Source organism: Streptomyces sp. DSM 116793, assembly GCF_057320905.1.
Genome location: NZ_CM170494.1, coordinates 7317592 through 7338586 on the forward strand (window position 1 = coordinate 7317592; position 20995 = coordinate 7338586).

Sequence of the window (20995 nt, forward strand, 5' to 3'; positions counted from 1 at the left end):
GCTCTGGGGTTGCTCGTGCCGGGATGTGCTGCTGGTCGGCCAGCCGCGCCGCGGCCGACCGGTGTGCCGTGGTTGCCGTGGCCGGCCGGTCACCGTTCCAGAATGCGGCGTAGCCAGCGGACGCGGGCGTCGCGGGCGTCGCGGGAGACGGCGGCGTCGGGTGCCATCTGGTCGAAGCCGTGGAACCCGCCCGACCAGACGTGGAGTTCGGCGTCGCCCCCGGCCTGCCAGATGCGGGTGGCGTAGGCGACGTCCTCGTCGCGGTAGGTCTCGGCGGCGCCGACGTCGATGTAGGCCGGTGGCAGGCCGGACAGGTCGGTGGCGCGGGCGGGTGCGGCGTAGGGCGGAACCCGGTCGGTGCCGCGGGCATCGCCGAGCAGCGAGGCCCAGCCGACCTCGTTGGCGCGCCGGTCCCACACGCCGTGGCCGGCCATCTGCCGGGCGGAGGGGGTGTCGTTGCGGTCGTCGAGCATGGGGCACATGGCCAGCTGGCCGGCGAGGCGCGGCCCGCCCCGGTCGCGCGCCATGAGCGCGACGGCCGCGGTCAGCCCGCCGCCCGCGCTGCCGCCCGCCACCACGATCCGCTCCGGGTCGCCGCCGATCTCCGTGGCGTGCCGTGCCACCCACACCAGGCCTGCGTAGCAGTCCTCGACGCCCGCCGGGTACGGGTGCTCGGGAGCCAGGCGGTAGTCGGCGGAGACCACGACGAGTCCGAGGGGCGCGGCCCACTCGCGCAGGACGCCGGGCACGCCGGTGCGGGCGGTCCCGCCGATCATGCCTCCGCCGTGCAGGTGGTAGACCACGGGTGCGCCGTCGGCCAGTCCCGCCGGGCGGGCGATCAGCAGGGGTACGTCCGGCGCGCCGTCGGGTCCCGGCACCGCCCGCTCGTCCACCTCGAAGGCGCCACCGTCGCGTAGCTCCTCCAGCGTGGGATCCGGAGCGCCCTCGGCGAGCAGCGCGCGCCACCGCGGCACGGCTGCCGGCGACGCCGGCTCGGCGCCGCGCAGGTCCTCCAGACCGTCCAGGACGGTGGCCAGTTCCGGGTCGAACGGCGGCGGGGGCACCGGAGCCCGTTCCGCACCGTCGGCCGGCAGGGGCCGGCTGGCGTTCACGTGTTCCTCTCTCCGCGCAGTGCCGCCGCACCGGGTTACGTCGGACGCCCGGGACCGGGGGAAAGGCCGTAAGTCGCACCGGCCACCGGACCGCGGGCACGCGCAGCGCGGTGCGCGCCGCGACCATCATCTCGCGCGCGCATCGAATCTCCCGCCCGGGGGCCCCGGCCCGGGGGTCCCCGCCCGGGGCGCGGTGCGCGGCCGGGGGAGTGGGGAGAGCGGGGGAGAGGAACAGCGGGGTCGGCCGCGTTGCTGAGAGATGCCGGATGAGAAGGCAGGGGCTGCTGAGAGGCTGTCCTCGTGATGGACAGGGCAGGCGGCGTTGAGGGCCGGTCGGTTCGGCCGGGCGGGTACGCGCGTGTCGAGCGGGAGAGACGGTTCCTGCTGGCCGATCCCCCGGCGCCGTCCACGGCGTCCGTGACCCGTGTGATCACGGACCGATATGTGGTGGGCACACGCCTGAGGCTGCGGCGAGCCGACTTCTCGAACGGTCGGTGCGAGCTCAAGCTCACCCAAAAGGTCCCTATCCCTCAGTCCGGCGCGGTCCAGGGCATGATCACGAATGTGTACCTGTCTCCGGCCGAGTACGACGTGCTCGCCTCACTGCCGGCCGCGCTGTTGTCGAAGACCCGGTACAGCGTGCCTCCCTTGGGAGTCGATGTCTTCGACGGCCGTCTCCGGGGCCTGGTGCTCGCGGAAGCCGAGTTCGCCACCGACGAGGAGGCGCGGTCGTTCGTGCCCCCGGCCGAGTGCGTGGCGGAGGTCACCGACGATCCCCGTTTCACCGGCGGGCGCCTTGTCCTGGCGTCCCGCGAAGAACTGCTCGGATGGCTGGCCGAGTACGGGGTTCGTCCATAAGCCCCTACCCCTGAACCCGTGCCCCTCCGGGGCGGGTATCCGCGCCGGCACCGTCCGCCTGACTTCTGGTGCTGATGATCGGACCGTTCTACCGTCCTCCTTTATGACCTTTTCGATCGTGGCCCGGTCCGGTCCGGCCTTCGGTATAGCGGTGGCGAGCAAGTTTCTGGCGGTCGGTGCGGTGGTGCCGGCCGCGGAGGCCGGGATCGGGGTGGTGGCCACTCAGGCGGCGGCCAACCTCCGTTACCGGCCCCAGGCCCTCGCGCTGCTGCGTACGGGTGTGCGGCCCGCGGACGTGGTCGCCGGTCTCGTCGCCATGGACCGGGAGCACGCGCACCGTCAGGTGGGAGTCGTCGGCCCTGAAGGTCCCGGCGCGACGTACACCGGCGAGGAGTGCCTGGGCTGGGCCGGGGGGACGGCGGGCGACGGCTACGCGATCCAGGGCAACATCCTCGCCGGCCCCGAGGTGGTCGAGGCCATGGAGGCTGCCTGGCTCTCCTCGCCGGAGCCGGCGCTCGACCGGCGGCTGGCCGCGGTGCTGGCGGCGGGGGACGCCGCCGGCGGTGACCGGCGGGGCCGCCAGAGCGCGGCCCTGTACGTGGTCGCCCCCGGCGCCGGGTACGGCGGCGGCAGCGACGTCGCCTGTGACCTGCGGGTGGACGACCACCCCGACGCCGTCGCCGAGTTGAGGCGCCTGCTCGACGTCCACGAGCTGCTGTTCGGCAAGCCCGACCCGGACGCCCTCCTGGAGCTGTCGGGCGAGTTGGAGGAGGAGGTCCAGCGCCTGGTCGCCGGGCGCGGTTACGCCTCGCTGGACGTGTGGGCCGGGGTGGAGAACCTGGAGAACCGTCTGGTTCCCGGCAGCATCGACCCGGTTGTGCTGGCCCGCCTGCGGGACGGCGGGGGCTGCGAGCAGGCGTAAGGCACCGAGGGGAGGCCGTTCGGGCTTCCCCTCAGCCCGTTCCGGTCGCCGGTTCGTTCAGTTTGCCGAACCAGCGTCGTTCGGTAAAGCGAACGCAGGTGAGGCTGTGTAGCACTGAACGCGCTCCAGGTGCAGGGAAGTTCAGTCAGAGTTTAGTCGTGCAGTGCCATTGACAGTGCACATGCCACATCTTACGGTGGCATCGTTTGCTATATCGAACGATCGGCGTTCGGTGAGTGAAACACGCGCGAGACCCCAACGCGAGAACTCCACGTGAGATCCCAACGCGAGATCCACGTGGGATCCCAACGCGAGACCCAAGGCTCAACGCACGAGCGCGATCGACCTACGTCGGGTGTCCGCCGGGTCGGCCGTTCGTGCCCATGACGGGCAGGCGAGCACGCGGGCGAACAGGCGACCGGAGAACGAACCGGGATGGGTGGCGGCGTCGCGCCCTCGGCGGCCCTTCGAAGGAAGGACATGCATGTGACCACCACAGAGCGCACCGATGAGCGTGCGGGACGCGGATTCCTCGGTCACCCGGCGGGACTCTCGCCGCTGTTCTTCACCGAATTCTGGGAACGTTTCTCGTACTACGGTATGCGGGCCATCCTGCTCTATTACATGTACAACTCGGTGCGCGACGGCGGGTTGGGCATGGACGAGGGCCTCGCCGCGTCGCTCATGTCGATCTACGGCTCCCTCGTCTTCATGTCGGGCGTCATCGGCGGATGGGTCGCGGACCGCATACTCGGCCCGCGGCGTTCGCTTCTCTCCGGTGCCGTCCTCATCATGCTTGGGCACATATGCCTGTCGATCCCCGGCGGCGGGCCGGCCGCGCTGTACGGATCCATGGCGTTGATCGTACTGGGCACCGGTCTGCTCAAGACGAATGTCTCGAAGGTCGTCGGGGACCTGTATCCGGCGGGCGACACGCGGCGGGACGCCGGATTCTCCCTCTTCTACATGAGCATCAACCTGGGCGCGTTCGTCGCGCCCTTCGCCGTCGGCGGGCTGCGGGACACCGCAGGATTCCACGCCGGATTCGCGGTCGCCGCGGTCGGCATGGCACTCGGAATCGTCTGGTACGTGCTCGGCGGCCGGGCCCTCGGCGAAGCCGGGCGGCGTCCCGCCGATCCCCTGGCCGGGACCGAAAGGGGCCGCGTACTCGCGCGCATCGGTGCCGGAGTGGCGGCGGTGGCGGTGCTCATCGCCGTCCTCGCGCTGACCGGCCTGCTCTCCGTGGAACTGGTCATCAACACCGTCACCGTTCTGGGCGTCCTGCTCTCCGCCGCGTATTTCACCTTCATGCTGCGCAGCCGCAGAACCACTCCGGTCGAGCGGACCCGCATGCGCGCGTACATTCCGCTGTTCATCGCGGCGGCGCTGTTCTGGATGCTCCTGGAGCAGGGCTCGACCATCCTCGCGCGTTTCGCGGACCAGCGGACCGACCTCGACGGGCTCGGCTTCGGAATCGACCCCGAGTGGTACCAGTCCATCGGCGCGGTCACGATCGTCCTGCTCGCGCCCGTCTTCGCACAGCTGTGGACCAGGCTCGGCCCGCGCCAGCCCAGCACGCCACGTAAGTTCGCGGCGGGGCTGATGTTCGCGGGACTGGCGTACCTGATCATGATGGTGCCCAGTGTGCTGAACGGTACCGGCACCCCCGCCCACCCGCTGTGGCTGGTCGGGGCGTTCGTCGTGATCACGCTCGGCGAGTTGTGCGTGTCACCGGTGGGCCTGTCCGCGACCACGAAACTCGCGCCGGCGGCATTCGCCTCGCAGATGATGAGCATCTGGTTTCTCGCGGACGCCGTCGGCCAGGGCCTCAGCGCCCAGGTCGTCCGGTTCTACGAACCCGAGACCGAGACCGCGTATTTCGGGATCCTCGGCACCGGAGTGCTTCTCCTCGGAATTGTCCTCTTCTTCCTCGCGCCCACCGTGCGCCGCGCCATGGAAGGAGCCGAATGACGAGTGAACGTCGAGCCCGCCAACTCTTCGAATCCCACGGAGCGGTGATGGTGAAACGTAAACGAAGGACCACGCGAATCGTCGCGGCCGTGGCACTGCTCGCGAGTGCCACGCTGCTCGGAAGCGCGGGCGTCGCGGCGACGCGGCCGGACTCCGGCCCCGGGGCGTCCACCGGGAAGAGTCCCTTCGACCCCATCGATCCACAGCACTGGCAGGACCAACAGGACATGACGTGGGCGGACTACCACCCCGTACCCGGAACCGACTGGGCTGACCCCGCCAGGCAGCCCGCGAAGCAGAAGCTCAGAATCGCCGTGGTCGCCGTGGACTTCCCCGACCAGCCGTTCGTCATGACGCTGCCCAAGCACAGTGACGAATTCGGCAACCCGCAGATCGACCCGGTCGAACGGGAGGACGTAGCCAGGTTCTACGCCGACTTCTACGGCAGGCCCAGCGAGCTGAACCACGGCCACACCGTCAACGAGTACTGGATGGAGCAGACGAACGGGCGCATCGGCGTGGAGTTCGTGCCCGTCGGCGAATATCGCGCGCCTCGCCCCTCGTACGAGTACGGTCTGAACGACATCGGGCAGGAGCGGGCGGGATGCCCCTCGGGGCACACCTGCGACGGCTCGATCGAGCACGATGTCGACCCGATGTGGAAGAAGGACGTCGGGGAGGAGAACGCCAAGAAGTTCGACCGGGTCCTGCGTGTGTACGCGGGATACGACGAGACCTCGGTCTGGCAGGAATTCGGCCCGATGAAGTTCCAGACCAAGGACGACGTCCCCGATGCCTGGGGACCCCCGGACCCGACGCTGCCGAACGCTGTACGCAGTCGCTACACCGATTTCACGTCCTGGAAGGCGGGCGCCCAACTGTGGGGGAACTCCGGAATACGCCAGGGCGAGAGTTCCGGGACGATCACGCACGAGATATCGCACACGTTCGACATCGGGGACAACAACAACAATCCCTACGCGGAGCCCTACCACCGGGCCGGGACCGGGCCGTTCGACCTGATGGACCGGGGTTCGTTCAACGGCCCCGGCGGGCCCCACATGCGCTGGGTGGTACCCGCCACCGAGGGCGCCGCGCTGCCGGCCGGCCAGACGGTGCGCACCAAGACGAAGCTCGGCTTCGTCGACGACGCTCAGATCCTGCACCTGTCGAAGGACGGGCTCCGGAAGAGCGGAATCGCCGTGTTCGACGTCAAGGCGCGCTCGGCGAAGCCCGAGAAGAACGACATCCAGGGCGTCCAGGTCGACTTCGGCAAGGACCAGACGCCGGCCTGTGACCTCGACAAGGACCCGTTGTGCTCCGGGCCCGGGTTCACCGACTACACCATCGAGACGGTGCAGCGCATCGGTGCCGACTCGTTCACGCCCGATCACGGCGTCATGCTGACCAAGAACAAGCCGTTCGACGACGAGGACGACAGCTGTGGTTACCTCTGCTTCAGCTGGATGATCGACGCCAATCCGCAGGACATCGACATGGTGGACTACTACCAGCCGGACGGCACCCCGGTGAAGCGGACGATCGGCGACTACCGCCAGCTGAACGACGGCCTGTTCCACGCGGGCACCGGTTCGGGCAGCGCGTACGAGTACGTGGACAAGGCCAACCGGCTGCACTTCTACATCATCGGCAAGCACATGGACGGCAACGGCGAGTTGCTGTACACGGTCGCGGTCCAGTCCCTGGACGGTGCGGGACCCGCGAGGCACGGCGTCGCGCTCAGTCACGGAACGGCGGCCGCCGCGGACGCCCGCACCGGCCGGGACGACTGGCTCGGAACCTGCCGGTTCGACGTCACCAACACCGGCCGGTACCGCGGTGGCGGCGACGCGGGGCCCGAGGACGCGAGCCGGTACCTGCACTCCGACGTCTACCGGCTCAGGGCCACCGTCAAGGGCGACGGCTGGCGGACCTCGCTGCCCGACGAACTGGCCACCGCCCGCTTCGACGGCACCACCGGCGTCGACGTGGCCGTCGCCGCGAGCCCGTCCGCAAGCCACAACGGCCGGGTCACCCTGACCGCGACGTCCGTCAGCGACCCGGCCAAGTCGGCCACCTCGACGTGCACCGTCACCAGGTAGCCGGACCAGGTGGCCGGGTGGTACGGAACCGCACCACGAGCGGCACCCGGACCGGCCCGGCTCACGGTCGGGCCAGGCCGGCCCGCGGTCGCCCCGGGCCGCCGCGGCCCGCGACGGGTACTCCCCGGCCGGGTACCGCCGGGCGGGGAGTACCCCGGCGCGTGGCCGTACCCCGGCGCGTGGCCGTACCCCGGCGCGTGGCCGTACCCCGGCGCGTGGCCGTACCCCGGCGCGTGGCCGTACCCCGGCGCGTGGCCGTAGCCCGGCACGTGGCCGGAGACTGTCACCGGCCCGTACGGCGGCCGTAGCGGCGCTCGAAGCGCTCCACGCGGCCGGCGGTGTCCACCACGCGCGCCGCGCCGGTGTAGAAGGGGTGGCTCGCGGAGGAGATCTCCACGTCGACCACGGGGTAGGCGTTGCCGTCCTCCCACTCCACGGTCTTGTCGCTGGACAGGGTGGAGCGGGTGAGGAAGGCGAAGCCTGCGGCCCTGTCGCGGAACACGACGGGGCCGTAGGAGGGGTGGATTCCGGACTTCATGGTGCTCCTTCGGTACGAGACCGGACGCGGCGCCCTCCTGCTCCCGGGGCGCCGCGCCGGGACTCAGCGTTCTTCGCGGAAGTCGACGTGCCGGCGGACGACCGGGTCGTACTTGCGCAGGGCCGGACGAGCGGGGTCGTTGCGGCGGTTTTCCCTTGTTGTGTACGCGTATCCGGTGTGGGCTGTGGAGCGCAGCTCGACGACCGGGCGCAGTTCGGTGCGGGCCATGCCCCCATTATACGATAACGATTTTCGTTATCAAGCCGATCGGCTCTCGATCGCAGATGACCGGGGCTGGTTTCGGACCCGGCCTGACCGGCCCGCGGTCACAGGCGTCCCCTGCGTCCCTGGGGTTCCCGGCGTCCCCAGGGGCGCCCGGCTCCCCTGGACGCCTCGCCCCAGGGCCCGCGCGTCCGGCGCGCGGGTGCGGGCCACCAGCAGGGACACGTCGTCCTCGGGCGTGGCGCCGCGCAGCATGGTCTTGATGACATGGCCGCAGCACTCGTCCAGCGTGGGCGGGTCGTACCGCAGGGCCGCGGCGAGCCGGGCGAGACCGGTGTCGATGTCGTCCTTGCGGCTCTCGATCAGGCCGTCGGTGAACAGCGCGATCCTGGTCCCCTCCGGAAGCTCGATCTCGACGGTCCCGTAATCCGCGAGCCCCCAGCCGACGGGTCCGCCGGTGGGCACCTCCAGGAAGGAGACCTCGCCCCGCGGGGTGACGAACGCGGGCGGCGGGTGGCCGGCGCGGGCCAGCGTGCAGATCCGGGTCGCCGGGTCGTACACCGCATAGACGCAGGTCGCGGCCAGGCTGGGGACGCCGGAGCGGTCCCGGTCGTCCGCCTCCTCGGAGAGGTTCAGGGCGACCCGGTCCAGGTGGGCGAGCAGCCGGTCCGGCGGCAGCTCCAGCGCCGCGAGGGTGTGCACGGCCGTGCGCAGCCGGCCCATCGCGGCGGCGGCGTTGATCCCGTGGCCCACGACGTCCCCGACCACCAGGGCCACCCGGCCCCGGGACAGCGGGATGGCGTCGTACCAGTCGCCGCCGACGCCCTCGTGCTTGTCGGTCGGCAGGTAGCGAGAGGTGAGCTCCAGGCCGGGCCCGCCGCTGAGCCGGCGCGGCAGCAGGTCACGCTGGAGCGCGAGGGCGGCGTTGCGCTCGCGTGAGTACTGGCGGGCGTTGTCCAGGCTCAGGGCCGCCCGGGTCGCCAGCTCCTCGGCGAGCAGCAGGTCGTCCCGGGTGAACGGCACGGGGTTGTCCGAGCGGATGAAGACGGCCACCCCGAGGATCGCGCCGCGCGCCTTCAGCGGCACGAACATCGCCGAGTGCATGCCGGTCTCCCGGATCCTGGCGGCGCGTACCGGATCCTCGCTGAGCCAGTAGTGGCTCGTGTCCAGCCGCGGCTCGAAGTGCGACTCGCCGGTCAGCAGCGGTTTGACCATGGGCGAGGACGGTGGCTGGTACACCATCTCACCGGGGGAGAAGACGGACTCCGGGGCGCCCTCGTGGATCGACGCCATCCCGGCCCGCCGGAAGACGGGACCGCTGCCGTAGGAGCTGCCGCCGGGCCGCTCGCGGGGGATCTCGCCGATCGGGATCCAGTCCGCCAGGTCGACGGTGGCGTAGTCCGCGAGGGTGGGGATGGCGATGTCCGCCAGCTCCTGGGCGGTGGTCAGGGTGTCGAGGGTGGTCCCGATCCGGGTGCCGGCCGTGTTCAGCAGGGCCAGCCGCCGGCGTGCGAGGCTGTCGCTGACATCGATGCCGACCGTGCACAGGCCCTGCGGTGTCCCGTCGGCGCCGTCGAGCCGGAAGACGGACGCGGACAGGGCGCTCTCCGTCCCGTCGAGTCCGGTGCGGCGCACCTCCAGGTCGATCATCGGCGTGCCGTCCGCGAGCACGCGCCGCATCACGGGCGCGATCGCGGAGAGATCGAAACCGAGGGCCTTGGCCTCCTCGAGGGGCCGGCCCACCCTGCGGGAGGGCATCCCACCGGCCGCGGCTGCCGCGGCGTTCACCCAGATGCAGTTGAGATCCGTGTCCCAGAGGGCGAGCGCGATCGGGGAGCGCTCCATGAGGGTGCGCAGCAGCGAGCTGTCGTCGCTTCCGGCCACGCCGGAGAGGGAGAGCTCGACGGCCGACAGGAGCCAGGCGCTTCTGCCGTCGGCCCCCGCCATCGGGGTGGCCTCCATCGCCACCGGCACCCCGTGCCCCTCGCGGTCCCGTGCCTGCACCACACAGGACCAGTGCCCGCCCGTGCCGGCCTGCTGGACACACCCGCGTTCGGCGAGCCGGCGCAGCCAGGGCGCCTCCGGCGCGTCGCCGCCCACCACGACATCCCCCGCCGCGGCGGGACCGCCGCTCTGGCCGGGCACCTCCATCAGGATCTCCACGGGACGGCCCACGACGTCCTCGGCCCGGTGTCCCAGCAGCCGCCGCATGCCCGGCGACCACCCCGAGATCCGCCCGGCGTCATCGACGAGCGCCGTGGCCTTGACGCCGAACACGGGCGCACCACCGACCGACCCGCGCCGGCCGTGCGCGTCACCGTGGGAGGGGTGGGCCATGCCTGGTCACCATGGATCGGGGAAGAATGTACGGTCTGATCGATTATTGTCGTATTTCTCCTCGTATGCTACGAAGCTGAAGGGTAGCGGGTGGGCGCGGAGAGAACGAAACGGGGCACGTCCGCAGACGCGCCCCGGAGGGGGCGCGGGGAACTGCGCGAGCGGCCCCTTCGGGCCGGCGGATCGCCACCGGCCCGAAGGGGCAATCCCTGCCGGGCAGGCCGCCGGCCGGTGGAGGCGACGCACGGGCGTGTGCCCTGGAGGGGCGCGGGGAACTGCGCGAGCGGCCCAAGCGGGCCGGCGGATCGCCACCGGCCCGAAGGGGCAGCCCCTGCCGGGCAGGCCGCCGGCCGGGAGAGGGCGCCGGTATCGGGAGACGGCGCCGGCCGGGAGAGGGCGGCGGTGCGGGGGCGTGCCCTAGAGGCGGCCTGCCTCCGTGATGCGGCGCAGGAAGCGGCGCGTACGTTCCTCACGGGGAGCGCCGAAGACCTCTTCGGCGCTCCCTCGCTCGCACACCACGCCATCGTCCAGAAAGCACACCTGGTCGGCGACCGTGCGGGCGAAGCCCATCTCGTGGGTGGCCAGGACCATGGTCATGCCCTCGTCCTTGAGGCCCCGCACCACGGTGAGCACCTCGCCGACCAGCTCGGGGTCGAGCGCCGCGGTGATCTCGTCGAGCAGCAGCAGCCGGGGCCTGACGGCGAGCGCGCGGACGATGGCCGCGCGCTGCTGCTGGCCGCCGCTGAGCCGGTCCGGGTACTCGCGCGCCTTGTCGGCCAGGCCGAGCCGCGCGAGCAGCGCATGCGCACGCTCCTCGGCCTCCTCGCGCCCGACGCCCAGCACCCGGCGCGGGGCCAGGGTGATGTTCTGCAGGACGGTCATGTGCGGGAAGAGGTTGTAGGACTGGAAGACCACGCCGATCCTGCGGCGCACGGCGTCCGCGTCGGCGCGCGGGTCGGTGATCTCCTCGCCGTCCAGGTAGATGGCGCCGTCGTCGATCTCCTCCAGGAGGTTGGCGCAGCGCAGCAGCGTCGACTTCCCCGAGCCGGAGGCGCCGATGAGGGCGGTGACCGTGTGCTGCGGCACCGCCAGCGAGACATCACGCAGCACGACGCGCTGCTGCCGCCCGTACGTCTTGCGCACGGACTCCAGGCGCAGCACGGGCCCGGCGGCCGCGCCGGTCGCCGCCTCCCCGGCCGCCGCCTCCCCGGCCGCCTCGGCCGTCCCGACTGCCTCCGCCGCCCCGGCAACGGGCCGCTCCGGTGGCACCTCCGGCTGTACCGCCGAGCCGCTCATACGGTCCCTCCCTGGCCGCGCCTGCGGTCGAGCCGTGCGGTGACCCAGTCGGTGAAACGGGTCATCGGGATGGTCAGCGCGACGAAGACCAGGCCCGCGATCACATACGGCGTGTAGTTGAAGTCCTTGCCCGCGATGATCTGCGCCGCGTACACGGCGTCCACGGCACCGGCGATGGAGACCAGGCCGGTGTCCTTCTGGAGCGAGACCAGGTCGTTCAGGAGCGGCGGCACCACCCGCCGCACCGCCTGCGGCAGCACCACGTACCGCAGTGTCTGCGCACCGGACAGGCCCAGCGAGCGGGCCGCCGCGCGCTGCGAGGGGTGCACCGACTCGATGCCCGCGCGGAACACCTCGGCGACGTACGCGGAGTAGGTGAGGACGAGCGCGCTGCCGCCGAGCACCACCGGGTCCGTGGTGACGCCCTGGAGCCGCAGCGCCGGCACCCCGAACACGATCATCAGCAGACAGATGATCAGCGGCAGCCCCCGGAAGAAGTCCGTGTACGCGATGGCCAGCGCCCGCAGCGGGAAGAAGACCGGGCCGCGCAGGGTGCGGGCGATGGCCAGCAGCATCCCGAGCACCAGCACGCAGCTCCCGCAGGCCGCGAGGAGTTCGAGGTTGAGCAGCAGTCCGCGCAGCACGTCCGGCAGCGCGATGCGCGCGTACCTGCTGCTGAAGAACGTCTCGCGGGTGCGCTGCCAGCCGGGGGAGCCGGTGACGACCAGGTAGAGCAGCACCGCCGTCACCGCGGTGGACAGCGCGGCGACGGCCGTGGACCTGCGGGCCCGGGCACGCTTGTACCGCTCGCGTTCGAGGCGCCGTGCCGAGGGTGTGTAGCCGCCGACGGCACCGGCGGCCTGGACCGCCGACCGGGGCGCGGGCGCGGCCCCGGACTGCGGCGCGGGCGCGGGCGCCGGGCCGGGGTCGGGCTGCGGCGCGGACCCGGGCTCGGCCTTGAGCGCGGGCTGCGGCGCGGGCCCGGGCTCGGGCTCGGCCTTGAGCGCGGGCTGCGGCGCGGGCCCGGGCTCGGGCTCGGCCTTGAGCGCGGGCTGCGGCGCGGGCCCGGGCTCGGGCTCGGCCGTCACTTCAGCACCGGCGCGGACGCCGCGTCGGCGAGCCACTTCTTCTCCAGACCGGCCAGCGTGCCGTCCGCGCGCAGCCCGTCGACCGCCTTGGTGACGCAGCCGGTGAGCGGGCTGTTCTTGTCGAGGACGAGTCCGAACTGCTCCGCCCTGCCCGAGGCGTCCGGGAACTGTCCGGTGATCGTCGCGTCCGGGATCTCGGCCGAGGTGATGTAGAAGGCGGTCGGCAGGTCGAGCACGACGGCGTCCACCTGGCCGTTGCGCAGCGCCTCCTTGACGTAGTCGCTCTTCTGGAAGACGGCCGGCTTGTGCGCCGGTTCGATGAGGTTCTGGACGGCGTCCAGGCTGGTGGTGCCGACCTGTGCGCCGATCTTCGCGTCCTTCAGCCCCGCCAAGGTGGTGACGTGCGCGAAGCGGGACTTCTTCAGCGTCACCACGGCCTGGCGGACGGTGTAGTAGCCGGACGAGAAGTCCACGGCCTGCCTGCGGGAGTCGCTGATGGAGACCTGGTTGACGTCGAAGTCGAAGGTCTTCTTCCCGGGCGCGTACGCGTTGTTGAACGGCACCGTCTGCCAGACGACCTGGCTCTTCGTGAACCCGAGGGAGCGGGCGACGGCATACGCGACCGCGGACTCGAACCCTTTGCCGTTGGAGGGCTTGTCGTCCTGGAACCAGGGCGCGTAGGCCGGCTTGTCGGTGCCGACCGTCAACCTGCCCTTCGTCTTGGTCGCGAGGGCGCCCTTGGCGCAGGAGGCGGCGGACGCGGAGGCCCCTTTGCCCGCCGGATCGTCGGACGCGTCGGGCTCGGGGGCGCAGGCGGCGAGGGCGACGAGGAGCCCGGCCAGCAGGGCCGGAAGGGAGGAACGCGCGGCGAAGTGCATGGCGGGAGGTTGCCAGCAGCCGGGCCCGCCTGTCGAGACGATTCCGTTGCCGCCGTGTGAACTCGGCTGACGCGGCGTCCGAACGCCGTCCGCGCGCCGCGTCGGAGCGCCGTCCGTGCGCCGTGTCGGGACGCTGTCTGTGCGCGGTGTGGGAACGCCATGTGTGGGAACGTCAGTCGCAGCCCGGGCCGGGACGCCGTCCGTGCGCGGTGTCGGAACGCCATGCCGTGCGCCGCGTCGGATGCCCGTGGTCTGACGCGGTGACAGGACGCCGCATCGTGACGCCGCGTAGGGCGGCAGGGCCCGGCCTCCGTCATGACCGGGCCCTACTCGCCCTCCCGGCCGGTCCTCCGGCCCCTGCCGCCGGCCCCGCCGCAGCCGCGAACCGCGCCGGGGCCGCCCCGCCTCAGGCTCCCGCCGCCCCCGACGCCCCGGCCCCCCGGCCGGACAGCGCTGCGAGCCGGCGGCGGTCGTGCGGGGAGGGGCGGCGGTCCAGGCGGACGGTGAGACGGGCGCGCGCCGCGTCGTGCCGGCCGCCGCGGACCAGCGCGTACAGCAGCGTCTCCTCCACGATCTCCCGCTGTGCCGCGCTGCCGCCGACCGCGTGCAGCCGGGGCAGCAGTCGCTCCAGGCGGCGCGCGGCGGGCGCCCAGCGCTCCTCGACGAGATCTTCCAGCGCCGTGCAGAGCGGCACGACGACCTCCCGCTGGGCGGCGTCGGCGCCCAGCGCGTGGTCGTGCAGGCGGCGCAGGGCGGGCAGGTCGCCGGCCGCGGTGAGGGCGACCGCCGCGTGCAGGGCGACGAACGCGTTGGCGGGCCGCTCCAGAGTCTGAGCGGGGACCGTCTCCAGCACCTCCTGAATGGGGAACGCGCCCTGCCAGCTCCCGCCCGTCCGCGCCCGCCAGAGCAGCGAGCCGGAGTCGACCAGCGCCCGGATGCCGCACACCTTGCCGGGGGAGAGCTGCTCGGACCACCGGCGGCGCACCGCCGTGGCGTCGGCCAGGGCCAGTTCGTGCAGGGCGGCGTGCCAGGAGAAGTGGGCGCGGTGCGAGCCGCCGCGGCCCTGGTGCCCCAGCCACCGGTCGAGCTCGGCGCGGCCCCGGTCGTGCTCGCCGCGCTCGTACCGCACGTGCGCCAGCGCGTGCATGGCGTGCCCGGAGCCCGGCTCCGCGGCCAGCGCACGCTCGGCCAGCTCCCCGGCCTCGTCGAAACGGCTCTCCTCCTGCCGCATGAAGGCCAGCAGCGAGGTGTGGAACCAGTGGCCGTCGTGGGCCGGCGCGGTCCGTTCCACCAGGCGGAGGGCGGCGTCGTCGTCCAGGCTGTGGAGTCCGGAGAACGCGATCGTGGGCACGGCCACGGCCAGCGCCAGCGCGTCGCCGGGGTAGGCGTCCAGGTGGCGCACCAGCGCGGCGTCGCCCTGCGCCGGGGTGCCCTGGACCCGGCGGGCGACCACCTCGGTGAGGGAGCGCTCGTACTCGCCCGCGCCCTCCCGGAGGCAGCGCCGGGCGTCGGCCAGCGCACGGGGCACGTCCACGGCGGCCCCGCACTCGTGCCCGATGAGCGCGAGCGCCGTGTGCGCCAGCGCGAAGCCGGGATCGAGCGACACCGCGCGCCGGAAGGCCTCGCGCGCCCCCGAACGGACCTTCAGCAGCCGGTCCACACCGGTCCGGTAGGCGGCCGCCGCGGCCGAGTGCGTGCTGAGCGGGAAGCCGGACACATCCCGGGGACGGCGCGGGCGGCGGGAGCGACCCACCGGCACCGAACGGTCCCTTCCAGGCGCCGAACGGTCCCTTCCGGACTCAGGAGAGTCCTTTCCGGGCTCGGGACGCTCGCTCCCGGGCTCAGGACGCTCGCCGAGCCCGAAAGAACGGCCCCCGCCCGGCTCGGAACGGCCCCCGCCCGGCTCGGCACGGCCCCGGTCCTGCTCGGAACGGTCTCCGCCCGGCTCTCCTCCGCCCCGTGCGGGCTCGGGCCGGTCCGTACCGCGGGAGCCGGTGCGCTCGTACGCGGCGGCGCGCCCGGCCGTGGCCGCGGCCGGCCAGGAGGCGAGGACGGCCTGGGCCACGCTCTCCGCCTGGACGCGGATCTCGGGAACCGCCGTGGTCTCCCACAACTCCCCGCGCCGGGGGGCTCCGAGCGTCCACAGGGCGCGCTCGGCACGCCCCGCGGCGTCGCGCAGCCGCCCGGCGTCGGTACAGACGCCCATGCCGAGCGGGCCCGGCACCGCGGCGCCACCGTCGAGCAGGCTCCGCCACAGCGGGTCGGCGTGGTCCGGCAGCCGCAGCCCGGGGCCCGTGCAGTCCACCACCCAGCCCACCGTCAGCTCCCGGTCCTCGCCGCGGTCCCGGAGGGTCACCGCGAGGGACCCGTCCGGCCGCGGCGCGACCGCGGTGACCTCACCCGCGTACGGCCGCAGGCGGCGCGTGCGGCGCATCCGGCCCACCTGCTCCGCGGTGGCCGGGGGCATCCGGTGCCGGTGCACGTTCCACAGCGAGCCGTCCCGCCGGACGAACTCGGCGCGCTCCTGGGCCGACAGCGAAGCCCACAGCTCAGCGGTCACCGGGCGCAGCCCGTCGAGCGCCGGCCGCCAGTCGCCGTGCGCACGCTGGACGCGGGCGATGTGCTCGCGCACCGCGGTGCGCAGCCGGGCCAGGGACAGACCCTTGAGGGGCGTGGGGCAGGCGGCGGCGGGCAGCGGGGCGACGGCGTGCGCCTGCGGCAGGCGGCCGCCCCGGGAGAGCGCGTGCACGGTGCGGAGCGGGTGGTCGAGCAGCAGGGCCATGTCGACGGCGGTCAGGCCGGTGCCCACCAGCAGGACGTCGTCGCGCCGGTCCTTGCGCAGCGCCCCCGCGAGGGCGCCCGGCGCCCACGGGTCGGCGACGAAGCGGTCGCTGGCGCGCAGCGCGGGCGGCGCCCACGAGGCGTCCGACCGGAAGGGGCCCGTCGCCAGCACCACGCAGTCCGCCGTCACGGCCGGGCCGCGGGAGACCTCGACGCGGGCCGCCCGCCGGCCGCCGGCATCGGTGGTCCACCGGCAGCCGACGGCACGGGCGCGCACCCTGCGGACGTCGACGACGCCCCGGGCCGCCACGATGGCGCGGCCCAGGGTGTCGGCGAGGTAGGAGCCGTAGCGGTGCCGCGGCACGAAGTCGGCGGCGGTCACGGTGGGTTCGCCGTGGCTGCAGAGCCAGCGCACGAAGTGCCCGGGGTCGTCCGGGTAGCAACTCATGTTTCCCGCAGGCACGTTGAGACGGTGCCGGGGGTCGGGGGTGGCGTAGGCGGTGCCGCGGCCCGCCTCCGGGGCCGGGTCGATCAGGGTGAGATCGAGGGGGAGGCGGCGGCGTGCCGCCGTCTCGCAGAGCTGGATGGCGACCATGGCGCCCGCGGCGCCCGCCCCCACGACGGCCACGCTCCGGTTCCGCCGCGTTGCAGTCAACGTCCCAACCTCCCCCTCGGTCCCGCGGCTCGGCGGGCCCGGTGATCGCCGATGGCGTCGGTCGCACGCCGGGCGAGATAGTACACCGATTCGGTGAACTTAATGCTGTTAGAGCACCGTGATTCTCACGGGGGTTGGCGCGCGCCGGAAGGAGGCTTCCGCGCGTCCGTCCGCAAGGGCCGATGTCCGGTAAATGCCGCTTCCGATCGGGGAAAAGGGGCGGCGTGGTAGCTTTCGCCGGTGCGGATCACAGCCAAGACGGATTACGCGGTCCGGGCGATGGCCGAGCTGGCAGCGGCGGGGGAGGCCCCTCTCACCGCCGACGAACTCTCCGCCCGGCAGAACATCCCGGTCCGCTTCCTCTTCGGCATCCTCCGCGAACTCCGCCTGGCCCGCCTGGTGCGCAGTGTGCGCGGGCCGACGGGCGGATACGTGCTGGCGCAGCCGCCCGCCGAGATCACCCTCGCCCGGGTGATACGCGCGGTGGACGGGCCGCTGGCCAATGTGCGCGACCTCAGCCTGAGCGAGCTTCAGTACCCCGGCGCGGCCGCGGTGCTGCCCGATGTGTGGCGGGCGGTGCGCACCAGCCTGCGGCAGGTGCTGGAGAGCACCACGTTCGCCGACCTCGCCGGTGGCGAGCTGCCCGAGGTGGTGCGGGTCCGCGCCCGGGAGTACATCGACGATGTGCGGGATTACGGCGAGTGAGAGGGATGTCCGGGGCCGCCCGCCCCGGAGGGGCCGGGGCCGTCCGGGCCTGAGGGCTCCGGGACGCCCCGCTCGGGCCGGCACTCGGCACGCCCGCCCTCGCCTCGGCGCGCCCCGCCCGGGGCCCGCCTCGCCCAGGCCCCGCCTCGGCCCGGCCCCGGCGGCTCGCCCCGCCCCGTCCGAGCGGCTCGCCTCGGCCCGGCCCCCGTCGGCTCGTCCCGCCCCGGACCGGGCGGTTCGCGCCGCCTCGGCCCGCGCCCTCCCCGGGCGGCTCGTTCGTCCCAGCCCGCGGCCTGGGCGGCTCCCTGCGGCGTGGGAGAGCTGTTCGCCCGTGGGTCACCCGGGGGTCGCCCGGTGTTCGCCGGGGCGGTGCCGGGTGCGCTTGTGATGAGGGCGCGTCCGGTATCCGGGGCGATGAGGCCGGGCTGCCCGGGAGAACGCGGCGGCCGGACCCGGCACGCGCACCGGACCGGCGACAGCGCGGAGCCGCCGACGGCGGCGGCCCCGGCGACGGCGGCGGACGGCCCGGAGAAGCGGCGGCCGGCGGCGAGTACTGCGGACCGGCGGTGGAAACGACGGGCCGGCGGTGAAGCGACCGGCCGGCGGTGAAAACGGCGGGCGGCTGTTGACCGTTCGCCGGCCCGCGACAGGATGGTCCGCGGTGGGTGGCCGGCGGCACGCGGTGCGTGGCCGTGGCGCCCCGCCTCGCGCGCCCCGAGCGCGGCCGTGGTGCACACCCGCACCCGCACCGCACCCGGGACGCCGTGTCCCGCCGGACGAGAGCGAACGGAGAAGTGGTATGGCCGAGGTGCCCGACGAGCGGCCACCGGGGCGCCGGTGGTGGCAGGGGCGCGGCCGGTGGCTGCCGCCCGCCGCGGCCCTGGTGATCGCGGGCGTGACCGTCGGCACCGTCGTCCTCGTCCAGGGATCGGACGACGACAAGGCCGGCGTGGCGTCCGCGGGCACCGAGATCGAGGTCTCCCTCGGCACCTGCGGCCGGGGCTGGAGCAGCCCGCACGCCGGCACCCAGACCTTCCGCATGCACAACACCATGGACCGCCCCGCCGAGGTCCACCTCGTGGACGCCCGCTCCGGCGCCGTCTACGGCGAGGTCGAGGGCCTCGCCCCCGGCACCGTCCGCCCGCTGCGCGCCCGGCTCGGCGCCGGCACCTACCGCTTCCGCTGCCTGGCGGACGACGCCCCGGCCGTCACCGGGCCCGAGGTGCACATCGGCGGCACCGCCCACGACGGCAACCCCGCCGCGGTCCCCGTCAACCAGCACGACCTCATCCCGCCCACCATCGACTACCAGAAGTGGGTCGGCGGACGGATGACCGAGCTGGCCGGCGCCACCGACGCGCTGCGCTCCGCCGTGCGCTCCGGCGACCTGGCACGCGCCCGGTCGGCCTGGCTCACGGCCCACCTGGAGTACGAGCGGATGGGCGCCGCGTACGGCACCTTCGGCGACGCCGACCAGGCCATCAACGGCACCGACGCGGGTCTGCCGGGCGGCGTCCACGACCCCGGCTTCACCGGTTTCCACCGCCTTGAGCAGGGGTTGTGGCACGGTGCGTCCGCCGCCTCGCTGCGGCCCGTCGCCGACCGCCTCGCCAAGGACGTGCACGCCCTGCGGGACGGCTGGGCCACCGAGCGGATGGACCCGGCCGACCTCGGCCTGCGCGCACACGAGATCCTGGAGAACACCCTGCAGTTCGAACTGACCGGGCGCACCGACTACGGCAGCGGCACCAACCTCGCCACCGCCCGCGCCAACCTCGACGGCACCCGGGCCGTGCTCAGCCGGCTCCACCCACTGCTGCGCACCCGCTACCCGCACCTGGCCGCGCTCGACGGATCCCTGGCACACCTGCAGAAGCTGCTCGACGCCCAGCACCAGGACGGCCGCTGGACCCCGCTGAAGGACCTGAGCCGCGCGGACCGGGAGCAGATCGACGCCGCCACCGGCGACGCCCTGGAACGCCTGGCGGACATCGCGGCCATCTGCGACGTACGGAGGACGGCATGACCACGGCCGACGGCACGGACGGCCCGGTGACCGGCGAGGACACGTCCTCCGCCCCCGGAACGGACACCCCTCCCGCCGCCCCCCGCGAGGACGCCGAACCCGCCGCTCCCGCAGGGGAGACGCCCTCCGCCGCCGGCGAGGGCACCGGATCCGCCGCCGCCCGCACACCGCGTCCGGCGGACGGCACCACCCGGGGCCGGCCCGCCGGCACCCCCGCCGCCGGCACCCCCGGCACCCCCACCCGCCGCCGCTTCCTGCGGGGTGCCGCCGTAGCGGGCACCGTCGGTGCCGCGGGTGCCGTGGGCCTGGTCGCGGGGCAGGCGGTGGACGCCGGGGCGCAGGACACGTCCGGGCGGGCCAAGGCGCCCGTCCCCTTCCACGGCGTCCACCAGAACGGCATCCTCACCGCCCCTTGCCGCAGCTCCGTCGTCGTCTCGTTCGACGTGACCGCCGGCGACCGGGCGGACCTCGCCGACCTGCTGCGGACCCTGACCGAGCGCGCCCGGTTCCTCACCGCGGGCGGAGCGCCGCCGCCGGCCGGCATCACCGCCCCGCCCACCGACTCGGGCACCCTCGGCCCCGAGGTGCCCGGCGGCGGGCTGCTGGTGACCGTGGGCGTGGGCGCCTCGCTCTTCGACGACCGCTACGGCCTGCGGGACCGGGCCCCGCGGCGGCTGACCACGATGGCGCCGTTCCCCGACGACGACCTCGACCCGGCCTGGTGCGACGGCGACCTCAGCGTGCAGCTCTGCGCCGACAGCCGGGACACCGTGCTGCACGCGCTGCGCGACATCACCCGGCACACCCGCGGCGGGCTCCAGGTGCGCTGGCGGCTCGACGGGTTCTCGTCGCCGCCGCGGCCCAGCGGCACCCCCCGCAACCACATGGGCTTCAAGGACGGCATCGCCAACCCCGATCCGTCCGACCGGCGCAGCATGGACCGGCTGGTGTGGGCGGGCCCCGCGTCCGGGGAGCCCGGGTGGGCGGCCGGCGGCAGCTACCAGGTGATCCGGCTGATCCGGATGCTGGTGGAGTTCTGGGACCGGGTCTCGCTGACCGAGCAGGAGCGGATGTTCGGGCGCAGCCGGGACAGCGGCGCACCGCTGGACGGCGACCACGAGCACGACACGCCGCGCTACGCCCAGGACCCCAAGGGCGATGTGATCCCGCTGGACAGCCACATCCGGCTGGCCAACCCTCGTACCCCGGTCACCGAGCGCAACCAGATCCTGCGGCGCTCGTACAACTACGACCGCGGCATGGACGACAACGGCAACCTGGACATGGGCCTGATCTTCTGCTGCTACCAGCAGGACCTCCAGCGGCAGTTCAAGACCGTCCAGGAGCGCCTCGCCGGCGAGCCCCTGACCGACTACATCTCCCCCTTCGGCGGCGGCTACTTCTACGCCCTGCCGGGGGTCAGGGACGCACACGACTGGTTCGCGCGTGCCCTGTTGACATGATTGACGAGTCGCGGAAAGGTCAATATCTGGCCAAGGCCTGA

General features: G+C 73.6%; 15 protein-coding genes. 7 read left to right on the top strand and 8 right to left on the bottom strand.

From position 1 onward, the window contains the following. Positions 1-89 precede the first annotated feature (89 nt). Positions 90-1112, bottom strand: a complete 1023-nt coding sequence (locus tag ACSMXW_RS28785; RefSeq protein WP_485800552.1) for an alpha/beta hydrolase — start codon at positions 1110-1112, stop codon at positions 90-92. Between the two features lie 552 nt (positions 1113-1664). Between ACSMXW_RS28785 and ACSMXW_RS28790 the strand changes: the two genes are divergently transcribed. The 4 genes from ACSMXW_RS28790 to ACSMXW_RS28805 all read left to right on the top strand — a co-directional run bounded on the left by ACSMXW_RS28790 (position 1665) and on the right by ACSMXW_RS28805 (position 6965). Next, positions 1665-1970, top strand: a complete 306-nt coding sequence (locus tag ACSMXW_RS28790) for a CYTH domain-containing protein (protein WP_485800554.1) — start codon at positions 1665-1667, stop codon at positions 1968-1970. Positions 1971-2073: 103 nt separating this feature from the next. Continuing rightward, positions 2074-2892 (top strand): DUF1028 domain-containing protein, encoded by an 819-nt coding sequence (locus tag ACSMXW_RS28795; RefSeq protein WP_485800556.1) that lies wholly within the window; start codon positions 2074-2076, stop codon positions 2890-2892. Positions 2893-3378: 486 nt separating this feature from the next. Then, complete coding sequence (locus ACSMXW_RS28800; protein WP_485800557.1) at positions 3379-4863, top strand: peptide MFS transporter; 1485 nt, start codon at positions 3379-3381, stop codon at positions 4861-4863. A gap of 47 nt (positions 4864-4910) precedes the next feature. Beyond that, entirely contained in the window at positions 4911-6965 is a 2055-nt protein-coding gene (locus ACSMXW_RS28805; protein WP_485800559.1) for a M6 family metalloprotease domain-containing protein, read from the top strand. Between the two features lie 283 nt (positions 6966-7248). Here ACSMXW_RS28805 and ACSMXW_RS28810 read toward each other — a convergent pair whose 3' ends face one another. The 7 genes from ACSMXW_RS28810 to ACSMXW_RS28840 all read right to left on the bottom strand — a co-directional run bounded on the left by ACSMXW_RS28810 (position 7249) and on the right by ACSMXW_RS28840 (position 16700). Continuing rightward, positions 7249-7503, bottom strand: coding sequence for a type B 50S ribosomal protein L31 (locus ACSMXW_RS28810; protein WP_485800561.1), 255 nt, complete (start codon positions 7501-7503; stop codon positions 7249-7251). Positions 7504-7566: 63 nt separating this feature from the next. Then, positions 7567-7731: a 50S ribosomal protein L33 gene (gene rpmG, locus ACSMXW_RS28815; protein ID WP_485800563.1), complete on the bottom strand. Its 165-nt coding sequence runs from the start codon at positions 7729-7731 to the stop codon at positions 7567-7569. A gap of 30 nt (positions 7732-7761) precedes the next feature. Then, on the bottom strand, positions 7762-10062 hold the full coding sequence (locus ACSMXW_RS28820; RefSeq protein ID WP_485800565.1) for a SpoIIE family protein phosphatase: 2301 nt from the start codon (positions 10060-10062) through the stop codon (positions 7762-7764). Between the two features lie 417 nt (positions 10063-10479). Next, positions 10480-11358 (bottom strand): amino acid ABC transporter ATP-binding protein, encoded by an 879-nt coding sequence (locus tag ACSMXW_RS28825; RefSeq protein WP_485800566.1) that lies wholly within the window; start codon positions 11356-11358, stop codon positions 10480-10482. After that, on the bottom strand, positions 11355-12446 hold the full coding sequence (locus tag ACSMXW_RS28830; protein ID WP_485800567.1) for an ABC transporter permease subunit: 1092 nt from the start codon (positions 12444-12446) through the stop codon (positions 11355-11357). Before ACSMXW_RS28830 ends, ACSMXW_RS28825 begins: the two co-directional genes overlap by 4 nt. Further along, positions 12443-13324, bottom strand: a complete 882-nt coding sequence (locus tag ACSMXW_RS28835) for an ABC transporter substrate-binding protein (RefSeq protein WP_485800569.1) — start codon at positions 13322-13324, stop codon at positions 12443-12445. Before ACSMXW_RS28835 ends, ACSMXW_RS28830 begins: the two co-directional genes overlap by 4 nt. Before the next feature lie 406 nt (positions 13325-13730). Next, entirely contained in the window at positions 13731-16700 is a 2970-nt protein-coding gene (locus ACSMXW_RS28840) for an FAD/NAD(P)-binding protein (RefSeq protein WP_485808372.1), read from the bottom strand. A gap of 300 nt (positions 16701-17000) precedes the next feature. Between ACSMXW_RS28840 and ACSMXW_RS28845 the strand changes: the two genes are divergently transcribed. From ACSMXW_RS28845 to efeB, 3 genes are all read left to right on the top strand, one after another. Then, a complete protein-coding gene (locus tag ACSMXW_RS28845) occupies positions 17001-17465 on the top strand; it encodes an RrF2 family transcriptional regulator (RefSeq protein ID WP_485800571.1) in 465 nt (154 codons plus the stop codon). Positions 17466-18264: 799 nt separating this feature from the next. Further along, on the top strand, positions 18265-19491 hold the full coding sequence (locus tag ACSMXW_RS28850; RefSeq protein WP_485800573.1) for an EfeM/EfeO family lipoprotein: 1227 nt from the start codon (positions 18265-18267) through the stop codon (positions 19489-19491). Continuing rightward, complete coding sequence (efeB, locus tag ACSMXW_RS28855; protein WP_485800575.1) at positions 19488-20954, top strand: iron uptake transporter deferrochelatase/peroxidase subunit; 1467 nt, start codon at positions 19488-19490, stop codon at positions 20952-20954. The genes ACSMXW_RS28850 and efeB overlap by 4 nt, the downstream gene beginning before the upstream one ends. The last annotated feature ends 41 nt before the right edge of the window (positions 20955-20995 follow it).

Bases quoted from the DNA above. Each gene is read 5' to 3' on its own strand.
- ACSMXW_RS28790 (WP_485800554.1), top strand. From the start codon at position 1,665: ATGATCACGAATGTGTACCTGTCTCCGGCCGAGTACGACGTGCTCGCC.
- ACSMXW_RS28795 (WP_485800556.1), top strand. From the start codon at position 2,074: ATGACCTTTTCGATCGTGGCCCGGTCCGGTCCGGCCTTCGGTATAGCG.
- ACSMXW_RS28805 (WP_485800559.1), top strand. From the start codon at position 4,911: ATGGTGAAACGTAAACGAAGGACCACGCGAATCGTCGCGGCCGTGGCA.
- ACSMXW_RS28810 (WP_485800561.1), bottom strand. From the start codon at position 7,503: ATGAAGTCCGGAATCCACCCCTCCTACGGCCCCGTCGTGTTCCGCGAC.
- rpmG (WP_485800563.1), bottom strand. From the start codon at position 7,731: ATGGCCCGCACCGAACTGCGCCCGGTCGTCGAGCTGCGCTCCACAGCC.
- ACSMXW_RS28820 (WP_485800565.1), bottom strand. From the start codon at position 10,062: ATGGCCCACCCCTCCCACGGTGACGCGCACGGCCGGCGCGGGTCGGTC.
- ACSMXW_RS28825 (WP_485800566.1), bottom strand. From the start codon at position 11,358: ATGAGCGGCTCGGCGGTACAGCCGGAGGTGCCACCGGAGCGGCCCGTT.
- ACSMXW_RS28835 (WP_485800569.1), bottom strand. From the start codon at position 13,324: ATGCACTTCGCCGCGCGTTCCTCCCTTCCGGCCCTGCTGGCCGGGCTC.
- ACSMXW_RS28840 (WP_485808372.1), bottom strand. From the start codon at position 16,700: ATGGTCGCCATCCAGCTCTGCGAGACGGCGGCACGCCGCCGCCTCCCC.
- ACSMXW_RS28850 (WP_485800573.1), top strand. From the start codon at position 18,265: ATGGCCGAGGTGCCCGACGAGCGGCCACCGGGGCGCCGGTGGTGGCAG.
- efeB (WP_485800575.1), top strand. From the start codon at position 19,488: ATGACCACGGCCGACGGCACGGACGGCCCGGTGACCGGCGAGGACACG.